Source organism: Bacillus sp. MBGLi79, from assembly GCF_002953915.1.
In genome coordinates, this window is the sequence record NZ_CP026521.1 from 71,865 (window position 1) to 90,703 (window position 18,839).

Genomic DNA, 18,839 nt, shown 5'->3' on the forward strand with positions numbered 1-18,839 from the left:
TGACTTTTTCATCAGGAGGTCCCTTGTATGGCTTTGCATTATTATTGTCGTCATTGCGGAGTGAAAGTAGGCAGTCTCGAATCTTCAATGGTATCGACAGACTCACTTGGATTTCAGCACTTAACAAATGAGGAAAGAAACGATATGATTTCTTATAAAGAAAATGGAGATGTCCATGTTTTGACGATATGTGAAGACTGCCAAGAGGCGCTTGACCGAAATCCGCATTACCACGAATATCACACATTTATTCAATAAAAAGCTTTGGTGTAGACACTAGACCAAAGCGTTTTTCTGTTCTCACAGGAAACAGAGAGGAGGGGCCATATGGACAACATTCAAACCTTTATAAAAGAAAGCGATGACTTTAAATCCATCATCAACGGTTTACACGAGGGCCTGAAGGAACAACTGCTCGCGGGTCTGTCGGGTTCCGCGCGTTCTGTTTTTACTTCTGCCCTGGCTAATGAAACGAATAAGCCTATCTTTCTCATCACCCATAACTTATATCAAGCCCAGAAAGTAACAGATGATCTGACTTCACTTCTGGAGGATCGGTCTGTCCTTTTGTACCCCGTCAATGAACTCATCTCATCAGAAATCGCAGTGGCAAGCCCTGAATTGCGGGCGCAGCGATTAGATGTCATTAATAGATTAACGAATGGAGAAGCGCCGATTGTCGTTGCTCCTGTAGCTGCCATCAGAAGAATGCTGCCGCCTGTAGAGGTGTGGAAAAGCAGCCAGATGCTCATTCAAGTAGGGCATGATATCGAACCTGACCAGCTAGCGTCACGGCTGGTGGAGATCGGGTATGAACGGTCTGATATGGTATCTGCGCCCGGAGAATTCAGTATTCGCGGAGGAATCATTGATATTTATCCGCTGACTTCAGAAAATCCGGTGAGAATTGAACTTTTTGACACTGAAGTCGATTCAATCCGCAGCTTTAATTCAGATGATCAGCGGTCAATTGAGACCCTTACTTCGATCAATATCGGTCCTGCGAAGGAATTAATTATCAGACCGGAAGAAAAAGCACGGGCGATGGAGAAAATCGATAGTGGTCTTGCTGCGAGCTTGAAAAAATTAAAGGCTGACAAGCAAAAAGAAATACTTCATGCGAATATTTCCCACGATAAAGAACGCTTGTCTGAAGGCCAGACAGATCAGGAGCTCGTGAAGTATCTCTCATATTTCTATGAAAAGCCTGCTAGTTTACTAGATTACACACCTGAAAATACACTTCTGATTTTGGATGAAGTCAGCCGGATTCATGAGATGGAAGAACAGCTTCAAAAAGAAGAAGCAGAGTTTATAACAAATCTTCTTGAGGAAGGCAAGATTTTGCATGACATTCGTTTGTCATTCAGCTTCCAAAAAATAGTGGCTGAGCAAAAACTGCCTCTGCTGTACTATTCTTTATTTTTGCGGCATGTACAGCATACGAGTCCGCAAAATATCGTCAATGTGTCAGGCCGTCAAATGCAGAGTTTCCATGGGCAAATGAACGTGCTCGCAGGTGAAATGGAGCGTTTTAAAAAATCAAATTTCACTGTTGTGTTCTTAGGAGCAAACAAGGAACGTACACAGAAATTGTCATCTGTTTTGGCTGATTATGATATCGAGGCCGCCGTGACAGACAGCAAAAAAGCGCTTGTTCAGGGACAGGTCTATATCATGGAAGGTGAGCTCCAATCGGGATTTGAGCTGCCATTAATGAAGCTTGCCGTTATTACGGAAGAAGAACTGTTCAAAAACCGTGTGAAAAAGAAGCCGCGAAAACAGAAGCTTACCAATGCAGAGCGCATCAAGAGCTATTCTGAGCTTCAAATTGGTGATTATGTCGTTCATATTAATCACGGGATCGGAAAATACCTGGGAATTGAAACCCTTGAAATCAACGGAATTCATAAAGACTATTTAAATATTCATTATCAGGGAAGTGACAAGCTTTACGTCCCTGTAGAACAAATTGATCAGGTGCAAAAATATGTCGGCTCCGAAGGAAAAGAGCCAAAGCTGTATAAATTAGGCGGAAGCGAATGGAAACGGGTTAAGAAAAAAGTAGAGACATCCGTTCAGGATATTGCTGATGACTTAATTAAGCTCTATGCCGAAAGAGAAGCGAGCAAGGGATACGCGTTTTCTCCTGACCATGAGATGCAGCGTGAATTCGAATCAGCTTTCCCTTATCAAGAGACTGAGGATCAGCTCCGTTCGATTCACGAAATCAAAAAAGACATGGAAAGAGAACGTCCGATGGACCGCTTGCTGTGCGGAGATGTGGGCTACGGTAAAACAGAGGTTGCCATACGTGCCGCGTTTAAGGCGATCGGCGACGGAAAGCAGGTAGCTCTGCTCGTTCCCACAACCATTTTGGCACAGCAGCACTATGAAACCATTAAAGAGCGCTTCCAGGACTATCCGATTAATATCGGCCTTCTCAGCAGGTTCAGAACAAGAAAAGAAGCAAACGAAACAATCAAAGGATTGAAAAACGGGACGGTTGATATCGTCATCGGGACGCATCGTCTGCTATCAAAAGATGTCGTGTATAAAGACTTAGGGCTCCTCATCATTGATGAAGAGCAGCGTTTCGGTGTAACCCATAAAGAAAAGATCAAGCAAATTAAAGCCAATGTTGATGTTTTAACGCTAACAGCAACGCCGATTCCGCGTACGCTGCATATGTCTATGCTTGGCGTAAGGGATCTTTCAGTCATCGAAACCCCGCCGGAAAACCGCTTCCCCGTACAGACGTATGTTGTGGAATACAATGGCGCTCTTGTCAGAGAGGCAATTGAACGTGAGCTTGCACGCGGGGGCCAGGTCTATTTCTTGTACAACCGGGTAGAGGACATCGAGCGGAAAGCGGATGAGATCTCAATGCTTGTCCCGGACGCAAAGGTGACGTACGCCCACGGAAAAATGACAGAAAATGAATTAGAAACCGTTATGCTGAGTTTCCTTGAAGGAGAATCAGACGTTCTCGTCAGTACAACCATTATTGAAACAGGTGTGGACATCCCGAACGTCAATACGCTGATCGTATTTGACGCCGACAAGATGGGTCTTTCTCAGCTTTACCAGCTGCGGGGGCGTGTCGGCCGTTCTAACCGTGTTGCATATGCGTACTTCACGTACCGTCGGGATAAAGTGCTGACAGAAGTAGCTGAAAAAAGGCTGCAGGCCATTAAAGAATTCACTGAGCTAGGTTCCGGTTTTAAAATCGCAATGCGTGACTTAACCATTCGCGGAGCCGGGAATCTTCTTGGCGCCCAGCAGCATGGCTTCATCGATTCGGTCGGATTTGACCTCTATTCCCAAATGCTGAAAGAGGCCATTGAAGAACGTAAAGGAGACACAGCGAAGACGGAGCAGTTTGAAACAGAAATTGATGTCGAGCTTGATGCGTATATTCCAGAAACATATATTCAAGACGGCAAACAGAAAATTGATATGTATAAACGCTTTAGATCTGTGGCGACAATCGAAGAGAAGAACGAGCTTCAGGATGAAATGATCGACCGCTTTGGAAACTATCCAAAAGAAGTCGAATACTTGTTTACTGTTGCAGAAATGAAGGTTTATGCGAGACAGGAACGTGTCGAGCTGATTAAGCAGGATAAAGACGCTGTCAGATTGACGATCTCTGAAGAAGCAAGTGCTGAAATTGACGGACAGAAGCTGTTTGAGCTTGGCAATCAATATGGCAGACAAATCGGACTGGGAATGGAAGGGAAAAAACTCAAAATCTCCATACAGACGAAAGGCCGTAGTGCCGATGAGTGGCTCGACACCGTGCTAGGCATGCTGAAGGGCTTAAAAAATGTGAAAAAGCAAACCATTTCATCAACGTAAATTTTGTTACTCTCTGGTGTATATTACATTTGATGTGACGGATACTAATTTCAAGCGAGGCGGAAGGTACATAAAGTAACTGCTTTAGGTCTTTCCCACATATATATACCATCAAATGAAAGAGAGGCACCAGAGATGAAAGCAACCGGTATCGTACGTCGTATTGATGACTTAGGTCGGGTCGTGATTCCTAAAGAAATTCGAAGAACTCTGAGAATCAGGGAAGGCGATCCGCTTGAGATTTTTGTGGATCGTGACGGAGAAGTGATTTTGAAAAAGTACTCTCCGATCAGTGAGCTTGGAGACTTTGCAAAAGAGTATGCAGACGCGCTTTACGACAGTCTCGGCCATTCAGTGCTGATTTGTGATCGTGATGTATATATTGCTGTGTCTGGCAGCTCCAAAAAAGATTACTTAAACAAGTCAATCAGCGAAATGCTGGAAAGAATAATGGATCAGCGCAGCTCTGTGCTTGAGAGTGATGCGAAATCAGTACAGCTTGTGAATGGCATAGATGAGGACATGAATTCTTATACTGTCGGCCCAATAGTGGCGAATGGCGATCCGATAGGTGCTGTGGTGATTTTTTCAAAAGATCAATCAATGGGCGAAGTAGAGCATAAAGCCGTTGAAACAGCAGCTGGATTTTTGGCTCGTCAAATGGAACAGTAGGTCTTATTCCTTTTATCGAAAATAGGTATGAAAAGAACAGCTCTCCTTTGGGACGCTGTTCTTTTTCATGCGTGCCGAAATAGGATTCCAAGGGTTGGGATATGGTATAATAACCTCGTTTTTATTTGTGCTGCGGTAATACGTGAACCGTATTGCCCTTGACGTTGGGAAGGAGCTTTTGGATGGACGATTCAATAGGCGTTAAACGGCATTGGGTTTGGCAGGGGGCATTTGTTTTAATTCTGGCAGGCGTCATCACAAAAATTTTAAGCGCCGTTTACAGAGTCCCATTTCAAAACATTGTCGGCGATGTTGGATTCTATATATATCAGCAGGTATATCCCTTTCTTGGTATTGCGGTTATGCTATCAACATCAGGATTTCCGGTCATTATTTCGAAACTGATGAATGATTATAGCGAAAAAAATCATCACACTATATTAAAAATATCAGCGTGGTTTTTGTCTTTAATCGGTATGTTATTATTTCTTTGTTTATATTTGGGTGCTGTTCCCATCGCGCTCTTTATGGGGGATTCGCATCTCGCTGAGTTAATTCAAGTGACCGCGTATGCATTTCTGTTGTTCCCATTTGTCGCGTTGCTTAGAGGCGGTTTTCAAGGGCGGCACGAAATGCTCCCTTCGGCCCTATCACAGATGACAGAGCAGTTTCTGCGAGTTGCGGTGCTCTTAGGATTATCATTTTGGCTCGTCAAAAAAGGAGCCTCACTTTATACTGCGGGAGCGGCAGCAGCTTCCGGATCTCTTGCCGGAAGTTTCGTTGCATTGATAATACTCGGATTTTTTTGGTTCAAAATGAAAAGAGACAAGCAAACGGGTAGACAAAATGAAAGTGACATCACAACAAAAGAATTGACGAAAAAACTGCTGTTATATTCGGTTACAATTTGTGTAAGCAGTTTGCTGCTTTTGTTTATCCAGCTTGTTGATGCCTTGAATTTATATGCTTTGCTATCAGGTGGTGAGGCAAGCGAAGAAGCGAAACGCCTAAAGGGAATTTATGATCGGGGACAGCCCTTGCTGCAGCTCGGCTCAGTGTTTGCCATAAGCATTGCGACGTCACTCGTTCCGTATATTTCTATGGCTGTAAAAAACAAAGAGCTGAAGATCATGAAAGAAAAAATCACGTCATCTTTGAAACTGTGCCTTGTGCTCGGTACAGGCGCATCGGCTGGGTTAATTTGCATTCTTAAGCCGGTGAATATCATGCTGTTTCAAAATGGAGAAGGGACAGGTGCGTTACAAATATTTAGCAGCTCTATTTTGTTTGCATCTATGGCGGTAACGGCAGCAGCAGTCTTACAGGGCGCGGGGTACACAGTTTTTCCTGCGATAGCGGTAGGCATGGGTGTTGCAGTGAAATGGGTGTTAAACACCCTTTTGGTTCCGCGCTATGGGATTGAAGGTGCATCGCTTGCGACAGCGGCTTCCTTTGCGGCTGTCGCCGGCCTTAACTTGTATCAGCTTCGGCAAAAGGAATGGCTCGATAAGCTTAGAGGTGTTTTGATTCCGATTATTGGATCTGCTCTTTTGATGTCAGCTGTTTTGCTTGCGTATACGCGTCTCTGGACTTTCTTGCTTCCTGCAACAGGAAGAGGATCGGCTGTGATAGAGAGTCTTTCTGCTGTTGCTATTGGTGGCGCGGTGTTTATTTATTGTATGATGAGATTGGGAATATTTACAGATGAAGAGCTGAACAGTGTGCCATTCGGCAGCAAGTTAAGCAAATTCGTGAGAAGGAGAGAACAAAATGGCGGGTAAAATTACTGTCGTCGGACTTGGTGCCGGAGACATGGACCAATTGACAATTGGTATACACAAGCTGCTGACGAAGGCAGATACGCTGTATGTCAGAACCAAGGATCATCCTTTAATTGAGGAGCTTGAAAAAGAAACGAAGAACATCCGTTACTTTGACGATATATATGAGAAGCATGATCAGTTTGAGGCGGTATATGAAGAAATTGCTGACATCCTCTTTAAAGCGGCGCAGCGTGAGGACGTGGTTTATGCTGTACCGGGACACCCGTTTGTCGCAGAAAAAACAGTTCAGCTGCTGACGGAGCGGCAGGAAAAGGAAAATGTTCAAGTGAAAGTCGCAGGGGGACAAAGTTTCCTTGATGCCACATTCAATGCCTTGCAAATCGACCCGATTGAAGGTTTTCAATTTGTGGATGCCGGCACATTATCCGCGGATGAGCTAGAGCTCAGCCATCATTTGATTATATGTCAGGTTTACGACCAAATGACGGCCTCAGAAGTGAAGCTGACATTAATGGAGAAGCTGCCTGATGATTATGAGGTCGTGATCGTGACTGCAGCAGGCAGCCGTGACGAAGATATCAGGACAGTGCCATTATTTGAGCTGGACCGCAATGTCGCCTTGAATAACTTAACAAGTGTGTATATTCCGCCGATTAAAGAAGAGAAGCTGCTTTATCACGAATTCTCCACGTTCCGAAGCATCATCAGAGAGCTTCGCGGACCTAATGGATGTCCGTGGGATAAAAAGCAGACGCATCAGTCATTAAAGCAGTACATGATTGAAGAATGTTATGAGCTTCTCGAAGCAATTGACGAAGAAGACACAGACCATATGATCGAAGAGCTTGGCGACGTTTTGCTTCAGGTCTTGCTTCACGCGCAAATTGGTGAAGATGAAGGTTATTTCACAATTGATGATGTCATAAAAGGAATCAGTGAAAAAATGGTCCGAAGACATCCCCATGTGTTTAAAGATGTTAAGGTTCAGGATGAGAACGATGTATTGGCAAATTGGGAAGATATAAAAAAGGCCGAAAAAAACACATCTGAATCATCGTTATTAGACAGCGTACCGAAGACTCTTCCAGCTCTTTCGAAAGCAGCTAAATTGCAGAAAAAAGCAGCGAAGGTCGGTTTTGACTGGGAAGACGTCAGTGATATTTGGGAAAAGGTAAGTGAGGAAATGAAGGAATTTTATTCTGAGGTTTCTGAAGCTCCTCATGAACATAATCTTAAAGCCGAGTTTGGCGACATTTTGTTCGCGCTGGTGAATGTAGCCCGCTTCTACAAAATAGAGCCAGAGGAAGCGCTGACTATGACTAATGACAAATTCCGGAGACGGTTCTCATACATTGAAGAAACAGCGAAGGAAAAGGGAATCGAGCTGGCTGATATGTCTTTTGAGGACATGGACAAACTGTGGAACGAAGCAAAAGAAACTGAGAGGAGATCATAGATATGAGATTAGATAAATTTTTAAAAGTATCACGGCTGATCAAACGACGTACACTAGCGAAGGAAGTAGCTGACCAAGGACGAATCTCTATAAACGGAAACCAGGCGAAAGCAAGCTCTGACGTAAAACCGGGAGATGAACTAACGGTCCGCTTCGGCCAAAAGCTTGTAACGGTTCAAGTTAATGAATTGAAAGACACAACGAAAAAAGAAGAAGCTGCAAACATGTATACGATTCTAAAAGAAGAAAAACTCGGCGAATAGGCTTGTTCTAAAAAAATCCCCCTCCTCATACAATGCAGTAATAGTGCTAAAAGTATCGAGGATATGGGGGCTGAATAGATGAATTCATATTATGATCAAAAAGGTTCTTCGTCTGTTCCGGAACAGCATGATGTGACAATGAAAGGCCGGAAGCATTTAGATATTTCTGGGGTTAAGCATGTGGAGAGCTTCGATAATGAAGAATTCCTGCTAGAAACGGTGATGGGAATGCTCTCCGTCAGAGGCCAAAACCTGCAGATGAAAAATCTAGATGTGGAAAAAGGGATTGTTTCTATTAAAGGCAGGGTATTTGATTTAGTGTACTTAGACGAACAACAAGGGGATAAAGCTAAAGGATTTTTTAGCAAGTTGTTTAAATGACGCTGACGACACAATTCTATACAATGCTGGCGATGTCCGGTATGGGTCTCTGGCTTGGTGCTTCGCTTGATACATACCGGCTCTTTGTCATTCGTGCTAAAACAGCCAGATGGCTATTATTTATTCATGATATTCTTTTCTGGATTGTGCAAGGGCTGCTTTTCTTTTATGTCTTGCTTCATGTAAATGAGGGAGAATTCAGGATTTACATCTTTTTAGCGGTTCTGCTGGGCATTGCGACGTATCAGAGCCTTTGCAAACGAATCTATATAAAAATACTGAAATTCGTCATTTACCTTGTTGTTTCTGTTTATCAATTCTTCAAAAAACTCATTCAGCACGTGTTATTTCGTCCTATTGTGTGGACATGCGGAGCGATCATCTGGATGGCGGCATTTTTATTCAAGAAAACATACCGCCTGATCGGTTTTCTCCTGCTGTGTCTTTATAAAATAGTCATGGTTCTGTGTTTTCCGATCCGTTTTATCGTGAAACAATGTTTGAAACTTCTTCCTGTGAGAATGCGTCTAACTTTTAGACGTTTATTTGAAAAAGGTGCAGGATTTCTCAAAAAGAAGAAGAAACTATTGATAACCATAAGAACGACCATCACAAGTTTTTTGAAGAGATGAAAGGAGGACCGTCTGGTTTGAATTTTTCCAGGGAACGAACGATAACTGAAATACAAAACGACTATAAAGAACAAGTGGAACGGCAGAATCAGCTGAAGAAAAGAAGACGCAAAGGGCTGTACAGACGGTTGACTGTATTCGGCGCCCTAGTATTCCTGACGGCAATTGTGCTGGCAAGCTCTGTATGGTCCCAAACATCTTCCCTTAGCGCAAAAGAAGAAAAGAAAGAACAGCTTGAAAAAGAACTGAAAAATTTAAAGACAAAACAAGCGGATTTAAAAGAAGAAATATCCAAATTGAAGGATGAGGATTACGTCACAGAGCTTGCCAGAAGGGACTTATTCATGTCTGGAGACGGAGAAATTATCTTCAATGTGGAGAAGAAGAGCAAGTAGCCTTGTTGACACTTAAATTTTTATTTAGGTATAATTAAGCAAACGATCTTTTTATAAGCCTAAGGAGGAGCACTTTTTTTATGTCGATTGAAGTTGGCAGCAAGTTGCAAGGGAAAATTACAGGTATTACAAATTTTGGAGCATTTGTTGAATTGCCTGGAGGCTCAACCGGTCTCGTTCACATTAGTGAGGTAGCTGATAATTATGTCAAAGACATTAACGACCACTTAAAAGTCGGCGACCAAGTTGAAGTGAAAGTCATCAACGTTGAAAAAGACGGGAAAATTGGTTTATCTATTAAAAAAGCTAAAGACCGTCCGCAAGCCAGACCTAGAAATGATTTCCGTCCGAAAGAATCTTTTGAACAGAAAATGAATAAGTTTTTAAAAGACAGCGAAGATCGCTTGTCATCTTTAAAACGCAATACGGAATCAAAACGTGGAGGGCGCGGAGCAAGAAGAGGATAACTTGCTGCTTTCTATAAAATAAATGAAGCATCCGTTCATCCCGACGGATGCTTTTTTATTATCCTCACCCTTTCCAAGAGTCAGAAAATTACAACATTAAAGTTTCTGTTGACGAAAGAGACAAACCTTTGTATTATATAACTTGTGCTTAGAAGCACAAAACAATATGGCGGTGTAGCTCAGCTGGCTAGAGCGTACGGTTCATACCCGTGAGGTCGGGGGTTCGATCCCCTCCGCCGCTACCATATTTGTTTGGCCCGTTGGTCAAGCGGTTAAGACACCGCCCTTTCACGGCGGTAACACGGGTTCGAATCCCGTACGGGTCATCCTAAAAAATCGGTTTCTCTTGCAGAAACCGATTTTTTTCATTTTTAGACAACATTCTAGAAATTCTTTTGATAAACGAATATCAAGGCAGAAACCGTCGAAGATTTCTTCGGTATTGTTACCTTCTTTTGACAAAATCCTATCTGTGCATTCGCTATAATGACAGGCAACGAATATAACAGGTGGGAGATGAGAGGAATGGAAAAAGCAGAAAGAAGAGTGAACGGGCCAATGGCGGGACAGGCTTTGGAAAAACTCCAATCGTTTTTTAACAGGGGAACGAAGCTGGTGACCCATCATTTGCATTCGCTGTTTTTCTATAAAGGATTCATTTATGTCGTCATCGGATTTTTGCTTGGACGAGCTTTCATATTATCCGAGGTGCTTCCTTTCGCACTTCCTTTCTTTGGAGCGATGCTTCTCATCAGAAGAGACAAAGCGTTTTATGCGGTTTTGGCCGTGCTTGCAGGTGCACTGACTATATCTCCGAAGCACTCATTGCTCATATTAGCGGCATTGCTGGCATTCTTCGTAATTTCTAAAGTGGCTGCCTTCATTACCGACGATCGTGTAAAAGCACTCCCGATTGTCGTGTTCTTCTCCATGGCTGCAGCAAGAGCCGGGTTTGTTTATGCCCAAAATGGCGCATTTACAACCTATGATTATGTAATGGCTGTCGTTGAGGCTGGACTATCGTTTATCTTAACATTGATTTTCCTTCAGAGCCTTCCAGTTTTCACTGTGAAAAAAGTGAAACAATCGTTAAAAATAGAGGAAATCATTTGCTTTATGATCCTGATTGCTTCTGTGTTAACGGGACTGGCCGGCTTGTCCTACCAAGGGATGCAGGCAGAACATATATTGGCTCGCTATGTTGTATTGAGTTTTTCCTTTATTGGCGGAGCAAGCATTGGATGTACGGTTGGCGTCGTGACCGGCCTGATTCTTGGTTTGGCGAATATCGGAAACCTCTATCAAATGAGTCTGCTTGCTTTTTCCGGTTTATTAGGCGGCTTGCTGAAGGAAGGGAAAAAAGCAGGTGCGGCGATCGGCTTGATCGTTGGGTCGCTTCTTATATCTTTATATGGTGAAGGCTCTGCCGGTCTGATGACAACGCTCTATGAGTCACTAATCGCAGTCGGCCTGTTTTTGCTCACACCTCAATCTATTACAAGGAAAGTGGCGAGATATATTCCGGGAACTGTGGAGCATCTTCAAGAGCAGCAGCAATACGCAAGAAAAATCCGAGATGTCACTGCTCAGAAGGTAGACCAGTTCTCCAATGTATTTCACGCGCTGTCTGAAAGCTTTGCAACCTTTTACCAAGCATCAGATGAACAGACAGATGACAGTGAAGTTGATCTGTTTTTAAGCAAAATCACGGAGCATTCCTGTCAGACGTGTTACAAGAAAAACAGGTGCTGGGTACAGAACTTTGATAAAACATATGACTTAATGAAACAAGTTATGCTTGAAACAGAAGAAAAAGAATATGCATCAAACCGAAGGCTGAAAAAAGAGTTTCATCAGCATTGTTCTAAATCAAAGCAGGTTGAAGAGCTGATTGAGGATGAACTCGCACATCATCATGCCCATTTAACGCTCAAGAAAAAAGTCCAGGACAGCAGGCGCCTTGTTGCCGAACAGCTTTTAGGCGTTTCTGAGGTTATGGCCGACTTTTCTCGGGAAATAAAAAGAGAGCGAGAACAGCATTTTCTGCAGGAAGAGCAAATCATAGAGGCACTTCAGCATTTCGGAATTGAGATTCAGCATGTAGAGATCTATAGCCTTGAACAAGGAAATATCGATATTGAAATGACCATTCCGTTCAGCGGACATGGAGAAAGTGAAAAAATCATTGCCCCTATGCTTTCTGACATTCTGGAAGAACAAATTCTTGTGAAAGCCGAACAGCACTCTCCACATCCGAATGGATACAGCCATGTCGCCTTTGGGTCAACAAAATCATACAGGGTGTCTACAGGGGCGGCTCACGCTGCGAAGGGCGGCGGCCTTGTCTCCGGCGACAGTTACAGCATGATGGAGCTAGGAGCCAGAAAATATGCTGCGGCAATCAGTGACGGAATGGGCAATGGCGCAAGGGCCCACTTCGAAAGCAATGAAACGATTAAGCTTCTTGAGAAAATCCTTGAATCCGGCATTGATGAAAAAATAGCAATTAAAACCATTAACAGCATACTGTCCCTAAGGACAACTGACGAGATATATTCCACGCTTGACCTATCTATTATCGATCTTCAAGATGCCAGCTGTAAATTTCTGAAGGTTGGATCGACGCCTAGCTTTATCAAACGGGGTGACCAGGTCATGAAAGTTCAAGCGAGCAATCTGCCAATCGGTATTATTAATGAATTCGATGTGGAGGTTGTGAGTGAACAGCTAAAAGCGGGTGACCTCTTAATTATGATGAGTGATGGCATTTTTGAGGGGCCTAAGCATGTAGAAAATCATGACTTATGGATGAAGCGTAAAATGAAAGGATTGAAAACAAATGACCCGCAGGAGATTGCCGATTTGCTTATGGAAGAAGTCATCCGCACAAGGTCCGGCCAAATTGAGGACGATATGACTGTTGTTGTCGTCCGGATTGATCACAATACACCGAAGTGGGCATCCATTCCTGTTCCGGCAATCTTTCAAAACAAACAAGAAATTTCATAACGCTTTCGTATAAATCAAATTTCTTCTGGCGAAGATGGGAATATATGAATCTGAGAATCCTCGTATTCTCCAGGAGGAATGAATGTGAATAACGGACATTTAAATCAAATTTTGCTGATAACGGATGGCTGCTCGAACCATGGGGAAGACCCGCTTGCAATGGCTGCTTTTGCTAAAGAGCAGGGGATTACGGTAAACGTCATAGGTATAATGGAAGAAAATCAAATTGACCCTGAGGCTATGAAGGAAGTTGAAGGGATTGCGCTTGCCGGAGGCGGCGTGCACCAGGTCGTTTATGCATCTCAGCTTTCACAAACCGTTCAAATGGTAACAAAAAAAGCGATGACGCAAACCCTGCAAGGTGTCGTCAATCAAGAACTGAAACAAATTCTCGGAAAGAATGTGGAAATGGAAGAGCTTTCTCCGGAAAAACGCGGCGAAGTCATGGAAGTGGTAGACGAGCTTGGAGAAACGGTGCATCTTCAGGTTTTGGTTCTTGTTGATACAAGTGCAAGTATGGCGCCAAAGCTTCCAACAGTAAAAGAGGCGCTGATTGATTTGTCTGTCAGCCTCAATTCCCGAATCGGGAATAACGAATTTGCGATGTGTATATTTCCCGGGAAAAAACAAGAGGTCGAGCTTGTGCTGAACTGGACACCGAAGCTGCAATCTCTTTCCACCCTCTTTGCAAAGCTTTCGACAGGAGGCATCACGCCGACAGGTCCGGCGATTCGTGAAGCGACACTGCAATTCGAAAAAATACGCTCAAGAAGGGGCATGCTGGCAGATGATGAACGACGCTTTGACGAGTTTGGCATGTAGCCTAAAGCCTGGCACGACAATCAAAGGCAAGTGGAATGGAAACACTTATACATTGCGTAAACAGCTTGGTAAAGGGGCCAATGGAATTGTGTATTTGGCAGAAGCATCAGATGGACATGTTGCCTTAAAGGTGAGTGATGACAGCCTGTCTATTACTTCTGAAGTGAATGTCTTGAAATCTTTCTCAAAGGCCCAGTCCGTTACGATGGGGCCTTCTTTTTTTGATACGGATGATGCCTATATTCCCAGTGCCAATACGAAAGTTTCATTTTATGCAATGGAATACATAAAAGGGCCGCTGCTTTTGAAGTATGTCAGTGATAAAGGAGCAGAATGGATACCGGTATTAATGATTCAGCTATTATCCAGTTTATCGCTGCTTCACCAGCAAGGATGGATATTCGGCGATCTTAAACCTGATAATCTGATCGTAACTGGCCCGCCCGCAAGGATCCGCTGTATTGATGTGGGCGGCACGACAAAGGAAGGCCGGGCGATAAAAGAGTATACGGAGTTTTATGACAGAGGCTATTGGGGGTATGGAACAAGAAAGGCAGAGCCATCCTACGATTTGTTCGCGGTTGCTATGATTATGATCAACAGTGTGCACAAAAAAGAATTTAAGAAAACAAACCAGCCCAAAGAACAGCTTAGGTCGCTCATTGAAGGTAACCCGTTGCTGCATAAGTATAAAAAAGTGCTTCTTTCAGCCTTGAACGGAGAATATCAATCCGCAGATGAAATGAAGAAGGATATGCTCGACGCGGGGCAAAAAGCAGTACAAAGAAAACAACCTGTAAAAACATCACCGCAGCCTGCCGCACGACAGAGGCAGCAAAAACCTCGTCAAGGAAAAGTAGCGAAGACCCGGTACACCCCAAAACAGAAACCGGCTAAGTCTGGGGGGTTATTTGAAACAACGCTCATCGTGATCAGTGTTTTAGCGCTTTATTTCGCCTACATTATCTTTTTCTTAATCTGAATGGCGCAAACTCCAGAGCCTATGCTTCTTCTTTGCTTGGAGGGATTGAAAGTGATAGGATATGAATATCTTTAAAATACCTGCTCATTGTGAGGAGGACATTGTGAAAAGTGTCAAAGATTTTTTAAACAAACACAATCTTACGTTAAAAGGGGCGACAATTATTGTAGGCGTTTCCGGCGGTCCGGACTCAATGGCTCTTCTTCACGCATTGCATACTTTATGCGGCCGTTCAGCAAATATTATTGCAGCTCACGTTGATCATCGGTTCAGAGGCGCGGAATCCGAGGAGGATATGCGTTTTGTCCAAGCTTATTGTAAGGCTCAACAGCTCGTGTGTGAAACGGCTCAAATCAATGTAACCGCATATGCACAGGAAAAAGGACTCAATAAGCAGGCTGCAGCACGTGATTGCCGCTATCAGTTTTTTGAGGAAATCATGTTAAAGCACCAAGCGGACTATCTGGCGCTTGCTCATCATGGAGATGACCAGGTTGAAACAATGCTTATGAGATTGGCTAAGGGCGCGCTTGGAACGGGGCTTGCGGGAATGCAGCCGGTTAGACGTTTTGGGACGGGGCGGATCATCAGGCCGTTCCTAACGATTACAAAGGAAGAGATCCTTCGCTATTGCCGTGAAAACGGCTTGAGCTACCGGACGGATGAAAGCAACGCCGAAGATGACTACACAAGAAACAGATTCAGAAAAACAGTGCTCCCGTTCTTGAAAAAGGAGTCTCCGGATGTGCATAAAAGGTTTCAAAAAGTGAGTGAAGCACTGACGGAAGATGAGCAATTCTTACAGTCATTAACGAAAGATGAAATGAATAAAGTAATCACAAGCCAGTCTAATACATCAGTTGAAATCAATTCCTCTCAATTGCTTGCCCTCCCGATGCCTTTACAAAGAAGAGGAGTTCAACTAATATTAAACTATCTTTATGAAAACGTTCCATCATCTTTTTCAGCCCATCACATTCAACAGTTTCTTGATTGGGCGGAAAATGGCGGTCCTTCAGGAGTATTGGACTTTCCGAAAGGGCTGAAGGTGGTCAAATCATATCAGACATGTTTGTTTACATTTGAACAATGGCAGTGCAAAAATGTTCCCTTTGAATACCAAATAAGCGGAGCTGCTGATGAAACGGCAGTGCTCCCCAATGGATATCTGATAGAGGCAAAGCATTATACGGATTCGCCTGAAGAACATGGGAATGCTGTTTTTATCACAAGTGAAAAAAAGGTACAATTTCCCTTAACTATCCGGACAAGAAAAGCTGGAGACCGGATCAAACTAAAAGGGATGAACGGCTCAAAAAAGGTAAAGGATATATTTATTGATAAGAAAATGCCTCTCCAAGAAAGAGACAACTGGCCGATTGTGACGGACGCAAGCGGTGAAATTATCTGGATACCTGGCTTGAAAAAATCAATTTTTGAAGATCTTGTGATTCCAAACAGCGACCGCATTGTATTACAATATAGACAGCATGAAAAGTGTAGGGGGCAAGCAAAATCATGATGAAACATGATATCGAGAAAGTACTGATCTCAGAGGCAGAGATACAAGAGAAAGTAAAAGAGTTAGGCGCAGAATTAACGAGCGAGTATCAAGATACATTTCCGTTGGCAATCGGTGTGTTAAAAGGAGCACTTCCTTTTATGGCGGATCTTATCAAGCATATTGATACATATTTGGAAATGGATTTCATGGATGTATCAAGCTATGGAAATTCTACGGTTTCTTCTGGAGAAGTCAAAATCATTAAAGATTTGGATACATCTGTAGAGGGCCGGGACATCTTAATTATTGAAGATATCATCGACAGTGGGTTAACCTTAAGTTATCTCGTAGAGCTCTTCCGATACCGTAAAGCAAAATCAATTAAGATTGTTACCCTTTTGGATAAACCGAGCGGAAGAAAAGCGGACATCAAAGCAGACTTTGTAGGTTTTGAAGTTCCTGACGCGTTTGTAGTGGGTTACGGACTTGATTATGCTGAGCGCTATCGCAATCTGCCTTATATCGGAGTGTTAAAACCGGCAGTTTATGAAAGCTGATCGGCAGCCTGCTTCCGAGATGGTTATTGTTTGTATTGGAATGATTTTCTATGGTACTATTGAACATAGTTGTGCTTACTGTGGGAGGAGGTAAGGAATGAATCGGGTCTTCCGTAATACCATTTTTTATTTACTTATTTTATTAGTAGTAATCGGGGTTGTGAGCTACTTCCAGACCTCAAATCCGAAAACAGAAAATATGTCGTACAGTACGTTCATCAAAAACCTGGATGACGGGAAAGTTGATAGCGTATCGGTTCAGCCTGTCAGAGGTGTTTATGAGGTAAAAGGGCAGCTGAAAAACTACGACAAAGATCAATACTTTTTGACTCATGTTCCTGAAGGAAAGGGAGCAGACCAGATATTTAACGCTTTGAAAAAAACGGACGTAAAGGTTGATCCCGCTCAAGAAACAAGCGGATGGGTGACATTCCTGACGACCATCATCCCGTTTGTTATTATCTTTATTCTGTTTTTCTTCCTGCTCAATCAGGCTCAAGGCGGCGGCAGCCGTGTCATGAACTTTGGTAAGAGTAAGGCGAAGCTGTATACAGAGGAAAAGAAACGCGTCAAATTTAAAGACGTTGCAGGGGCTGACGAAGAAAAGCAAGAACTCGTTGAAGTTGTTGAGTTTCTGAAAGATCCCCGGAAGTTTGCCGAGCTTGGCGCCAGAATACCGAAAGGCGTGCTTTTAGTCGGACCTCCGGGTACCGGTAAAACATTGCTCGCCAAGGCTTGTGCAGGTGAAGCCGGCGTACCATTCTTCAGCATCAGCGGATCTGATTTCGTTGAAATGTTTGTAGGTGTCGGTGCTTCCCGTGTGCGTGACTTGTTTGAAAATGCGAAAAAGAATGCGCCTTGTTTGATTTTCATTGATGAAATTGACGCAGTGGGACGCCAGCGTGGAGCGGGTCTCGGCGGCGGACACGATGAACGAGAACAGACGCTAAACCAATTGCTTGTTGAAATGGACGGATTCAGCGCTAATGAAGGAATTATCATCATTGCTGCGACGAACCGTGCGGACATCTTGGACCCAGCCTTACTTCGTCCAGGACGTTTTGACCGTCAAATCACAGTGGATCGTCCAGATGTCATTGGCCGTGAAGCTGTATTGAAAGTCCATGCGAGAAACAAACCGCTGGATGAAACGGTTAACCTAAAATCAATTGCCATGAGAACACCAGGCTTCTCAGGCGCTGACTTAGAAAATCTCTTGAATGAAGCTGCGCTTGTGGCGGCTCGTCAAAATAAGAAAAAAATCGATGCGCGTGATATTGACGAAGCGACGGACCGTGTAATTGCCGGACCTGCTAAGAAGAGCCGCGTTATCTCCAAGAAAGAACGCAATATCGTGGCTTATCACGAAGGCGGACACACTGTTATCGGACTCGTTTTAGATGAGGCAGATATGGTTCATAAAGTAACGATTGTACCTCGGGGTCAGGCTGGCGGTTATGCTGTTATGCTGCCAAGAGAAGACCGTTACTTCCAAACGAAGCCGGAGCTGCTTGATAAAATTGTCGGCCTCTTGGGCGGGCGTGTTGCTGAAGAGATTATCTTCGGTGAAGTCAGCACAGGAGCGCACAATGACTTCCAGCGTGCGACGAATATTGCAAGACGAATGGTTACGGAATTCGGTATGTCAGAAAAACTGGGGCCGTTGCAATTTGGACAGTCTCAGGGCGGTCAGGTATTCTTAGGCCGTGATTTCAACAACGAACAGAACTACAGTGATCAAATCGCTTACGAAATTGATCAGGAAATTCAGCGCATTATCAAAGAGTGCTATGAGCGCGCGAAACAAATCCTGACTGAAAATCGTGACAAGCTTGAATTGATTGCCCAAACGCTTCTGAAAGTTGAAACGCTTGACGCTGAACAAATCAAACACCTTGTCGATCACGGAACATTGCCAGAACGCAATTTCTCTGATGATGAGAAGAATGATGATGTGAAAGTAAACATTCTGACAAAAACAGAAGAAAAGAAAGACGATACGAAAGAATAATTCGCTTTCTCTCTAAAAACTGCCGGCTGACGCTGGCAGTTTT

Annotated in this window: 16 protein-coding genes and 2 tRNA genes; all 18 read left to right on the forward strand. The window is 43.6% G+C overall.

Going from position 1 to position 18,839, the window contains the following annotated elements; genetic code table 11:
• Positions 1-27 precede the first annotated feature (27 nt).
• Positions 28-258: an anti-sigma-F factor Fin gene (fin, locus tag C1T29_RS00440; protein WP_003243417.1), complete on the forward strand. Its 231-nt coding sequence runs from the start codon at positions 28-30 to the stop codon at positions 256-258.
• Positions 259-327: 69 nt separating this feature from the next.
• Complete coding sequence (mfd, locus tag C1T29_RS00445) at positions 328-3,861, forward strand: transcription-repair coupling factor (RefSeq protein ID WP_103750513.1); 3,534 nt, start codon at positions 328-330, stop codon at positions 3,859-3,861.
• Between the two features lie 135 nt (positions 3,862-3,996).
• A complete protein-coding gene (spoVT, locus tag C1T29_RS00450) occupies positions 3,997-4,533 on the forward strand; it encodes a stage V sporulation protein T (protein WP_014662490.1) in 537 nt (178 codons plus the stop codon).
• A 182-nt stretch (positions 4,534-4,715) separates the two neighbouring features.
• Positions 4,716-6,314: a putative polysaccharide biosynthesis protein gene (locus C1T29_RS00455; RefSeq protein WP_069840433.1), complete on the forward strand. Its 1,599-nt coding sequence runs from the start codon at positions 4,716-4,718 to the stop codon at positions 6,312-6,314.
• The gene (gene mazG / locus C1T29_RS00460) at positions 6,304-7,773 is read left to right on the forward strand and encodes a bifunctional methyltransferase/pyrophosphohydrolase YabN (RefSeq protein ID WP_095432923.1); all 1,470 of its coding nucleotides are present in this window, start codon (positions 6,304-6,306) and stop codon (positions 7,771-7,773) included. Before C1T29_RS00455 ends, mazG begins: the two co-directional genes overlap by 11 nt.
• Positions 7,774-7,775: 2 nt before the next feature.
• Positions 7,776-8,036 (forward strand): RNA-binding S4 domain-containing protein, encoded by a 261-nt coding sequence (locus C1T29_RS00465; protein WP_003226716.1) that lies wholly within the window; start codon positions 7,776-7,778, stop codon positions 8,034-8,036.
• A gap of 78 nt (positions 8,037-8,114) precedes the next feature.
• Positions 8,115-8,417, forward strand: a complete 303-nt coding sequence (yabP, locus tag C1T29_RS00470) for a sporulation protein YabP (protein WP_003226714.1) — start codon at positions 8,115-8,117, stop codon at positions 8,415-8,417.
• The gene (yabQ, locus tag C1T29_RS00475; RefSeq protein ID WP_014662494.1) at positions 8,414-9,049 is read left to right on the forward strand and encodes a spore cortex biosynthesis protein YabQ; all 636 of its coding nucleotides are present in this window, start codon (positions 8,414-8,416) and stop codon (positions 9,047-9,049) included. Before yabP ends, yabQ begins: the two co-directional genes overlap by 4 nt.
• Before the next feature lie 17 nt (positions 9,050-9,066).
• Positions 9,067-9,444, forward strand: coding sequence for a cell division protein DivIC (divIC, locus tag C1T29_RS00480; RefSeq protein WP_040081060.1), 378 nt, complete (start codon positions 9,067-9,069; stop codon positions 9,442-9,444).
• 80 nt (positions 9,445-9,524) lie between these two features.
• On the forward strand, positions 9,525-9,911 hold the full coding sequence (locus C1T29_RS00485; protein WP_003218379.1) for a S1 domain-containing RNA-binding protein: 387 nt from the start codon (positions 9,525-9,527) through the stop codon (positions 9,909-9,911).
• 168 nt (positions 9,912-10,079) lie between these two features.
• Positions 10,080-10,156, forward strand: a tRNA-Met gene (locus C1T29_RS00490).
• Positions 10,157-10,165: 9 nt separating this feature from the next.
• A tRNA-Glu gene (locus tag C1T29_RS00495) sits at positions 10,166-10,237 on the forward strand.
• 199 nt (positions 10,238-10,436) lie between these two features.
• Positions 10,437-12,920 (forward strand): stage II sporulation protein E, encoded by a 2,484-nt coding sequence (gene spoIIE / locus C1T29_RS00500; RefSeq protein ID WP_069150731.1) that lies wholly within the window; start codon positions 10,437-10,439, stop codon positions 12,918-12,920.
• Positions 12,921-13,004: 84 nt separating this feature from the next.
• Positions 13,005-13,742, forward strand: a complete 738-nt coding sequence (locus C1T29_RS00505; protein WP_003243782.1) for a vWA domain-containing protein — start codon at positions 13,005-13,007, stop codon at positions 13,740-13,742.
• Positions 13,708-14,724 carry a serine/threonine protein kinase PrkT gene (gene prkT / locus C1T29_RS00510; protein WP_071582129.1) on the forward strand — a complete coding sequence of 339 codons (1,017 nt, stop codon included), beginning with the start codon at positions 13,708-13,710 and terminating at the stop codon, positions 14,722-14,724. Before C1T29_RS00505 ends, prkT begins: the two co-directional genes overlap by 35 nt.
• A 103-nt stretch (positions 14,725-14,827) precedes the next feature.
• Complete coding sequence (gene tilS, locus C1T29_RS00515) at positions 14,828-16,246, forward strand: tRNA lysidine(34) synthetase TilS (protein WP_103750512.1); 1,419 nt, start codon at positions 14,828-14,830, stop codon at positions 16,244-16,246.
• Positions 16,243-16,785 (forward strand): hypoxanthine phosphoribosyltransferase, encoded by a 543-nt coding sequence (gene hpt, locus C1T29_RS00520; protein WP_014662497.1) that lies wholly within the window; start codon positions 16,243-16,245, stop codon positions 16,783-16,785. Before tilS ends, hpt begins: the two co-directional genes overlap by 4 nt.
• Before the next feature lie 97 nt (positions 16,786-16,882).
• Positions 16,883-18,796: an ATP-dependent zinc metalloprotease FtsH gene (gene ftsH, locus C1T29_RS00525; RefSeq protein WP_014662498.1), complete on the forward strand. Its 1,914-nt coding sequence runs from the start codon at positions 16,883-16,885 to the stop codon at positions 18,794-18,796.
• The last annotated feature ends 43 nt before the right edge of the window (positions 18,797-18,839 follow it).